Origin of the sequence: Salinihabitans flavidus (genome assembly GCF_900110425.1) — a bacterium.
Taxonomy (GTDB): domain Bacteria; phylum Pseudomonadota; class Alphaproteobacteria; order Rhodobacterales; family Rhodobacteraceae; genus Salinihabitans; species Salinihabitans flavidus.
The window spans coordinates 1-2,564 of the sequence record NZ_FODS01000067.1; the positions used below are offsets into that span (position 1 = coordinate 1).

The window sequence follows — 2,564 nt, forward strand, 5'->3', positions numbered from 1 at the left end:
TCCTCCCGGGGTCGCCATTTCCCTGACTGGCTGCCAATGGGGCATAAGAGTGCGCAAAATGGCGGTTTTACTTGCGCACCCATGTCAAGAGATTTTTTTGAATATCGAAAAATATTAGTCTACCTATTGAAATTAAAAGGTTTCGTGGAACAGCCGTTCGATCTCGTCTGGTGCAGCGTCTGCTTCCCGACTTTGCCATGAAAGTGCTCCGAACGGTCACCGCAGTCTTGCAGAGGGTTGGAAATATCCCTCATTATTGTCCTACCCCGCCAACCTGTGAAACAGAGGAGAAGTAGAGCGGCGCACAGCTTCCCGGGCATGTGGGCCCGCAGGTCAGTGCCGACTGTCGGATTGCGCCCAACCGACTACGCAGTCATAGTGCCATTAAGCGCAGGCTGGAGCAAATAGTATGGACGTTCGAATTCAAACGGGCTGGGACAATGACCCCGCAGGACGCATTCGAAATTTATCTCTCGCTCCGAATGCAAAGAACTCACTTTTCCCACTGTTTGAAGCTGTGATGAACTCCATTCACGCTGTCGAGGACAGATTTGGCAAAGACAATCTCAGCAAAGGTGAAGTTTCGATCGAACTGCACCGCAGTGCATCTGGGGATATGGAAGGCTTCACTGTTTCTGACAACGGCATTGGATTCAACGAAAGCAACCTCGATTCTTTCCGTCGAATGGACTCACGCGCCAAGGAGAAGATTGGCGGAAAAGGCGTAGGGCGCCTTGTTTGGCTCAAGGTTCTGGATGAGGTGTGCGTCAAAAGCGTTTATGATGATGGGTCCAGCGGCCTTTCAGTTTCGTTTGATTTCAAGATTTCCAACCCAACGGATAACCTGACCTTTCTACCAGCGGATCGACGCACCGCAGGTTCAATTATTCAATTGACCCCCTACAAACGGGACTACGCTCTCCACATACCAAAGAAAGCAAGCACGATTACAAATCGGCTTTTGGCGCATTTTATCAGCTACTTTATCAACATCAGTCATCCCAAAATTACGGTCTTTGATGTAGATGCCGAGATAGACCTGTTCGACGCATTCTCAGACTCAGTTGAACGCGATGCGGACTATCGGTTCAATGTATCGGTTTCTGGTGCGTCCGAAGATTTCGTCTGCCGCTGTTTTCTGCTTCCCAAAGCAATCTCTGACGACGAAAGAAGCACGAACGCACTTTACCTTGGTGCAAACGGACGTGCTGTTAAACGGTTCGATATGGACGGAGTGATCGGCCTCAAGGCTATCGACAATAAATTTGCGTTCCTTGGATATATCGAAAGTCCGGCCTTGGATGACTCTGTCAATGATACCAGAACGGACTTCTCGCTGTCAGAAGACGAAGTTGAGAACATCGTCGATCAGGCGAAAGAGCGCGTCAAGCATTTCCTCGCGCCCGAACTCGCTGAGATACGAGAGAAGCAGACTGGAATTGTCACCGCGCTGCGCATCGAGCACCCTCGTTTTCTGAGCATACAAGGAACTGAAAGCGAAATCGCGGAGACGCTTCATTACGGCACGAACCGGAAAGAGGACATTTTTGTCGAAATGTCCCGTCAGTCACTGCGGCAATATGAGCGCCGCAAAAACGCCTTCAAACGGTCAATTGAGAAGAAACTGCCTGATGTGGAGGCGAAGGCCAAAGAGTATGTGGCAGAGTTGAAGCAAGAATCCGTGTCGTCGCTTGCCGAATACGTCATGAAGCGCAAGCTGGTTCTCGACGTGTTCGAAGAGAGCTTGAAATTCAAGCCCAATACCGACCAAGAATCCGAGTATGAAGACGTTCTCCACGACATAATCTGTCCTCTGAAATCCACTTCCTCGGATTTGGACTATGACGACCACAACTTGTGGATCGTTGACGACCGGTTGGCATTCTACTCGTATTTCAATTCTGACACCCGCATGGAAAAGCAGGTGTCCGATCCTGCACATCCGAAGGATAGGCCGGACGTTTCCATTTTCGACCTTGGCCTTGGCTTCGAGAATGAAGACAAATCGTCCCCCATCACTATCGTGGAATTCAAACGCCCAAAAATTGACAACTACACGTTGGAGAAAAACCCCATCACGCAAGTCCGAAAGTATGTTGAAGACATGCGGAGGTCTGGCGAGGCGATTAAGTATGACGGGACTCCCATCCGCTCAATCGAAGAGACTACGCCGTTCATGTGTCACATCATCGCGGATATAACGCCCAAACTGCGTGATGTGATGAAAGCTCTCGGGAACTTCCACCGAAAGGCGGGTTCAAACACCTACTATTCGTGGGACTCATCATATTTGATTTTTATCGAGGTTTCGTCTTTCAAGGACGTTCTCGAGTCCGCCAAGTCACGCAATCGAGCGTTCTTCGAACGTATCGGGATTTCCGTATAACCACGTCTGCTTTCTGCGGTTCGCTGCCGTTCATCTGAGGCGCAGCGAACTTCCGCTTTCCTCCCCCATGAAACATGGTGCCCATGACCTGCCCCTTTTTTCAGGGCCACTCGTAAGTCGAGCCTGTTCTCCTTTTGTGTGCCATCATTCGGCGGCGCGAGCAATGGGCGCGGGCGCG

Annotated in this window: 2 protein-coding genes; both read left to right on the plus strand. The window is 50.5% G+C overall.

The window, feature by feature from the left end:
• Positions 1 to 201, plus strand: a 201-nt coding sequence (locus tag BMW66_RS20520; protein WP_217639362.1) for a hypothetical protein, incomplete at its 5' end; no start/stop codon positions are given.
• A gap of 208 nt (positions 202 to 409) precedes the next feature.
• Positions 410 to 2,386 (plus strand): ATP-binding protein, encoded by a 1,977-nt coding sequence (locus BMW66_RS19755; protein WP_093120877.1) that lies wholly within the window; start codon positions 410 to 412, stop codon positions 2,384 to 2,386.
• Positions 2,387 to 2,564 lie beyond the last annotated feature (178 nt).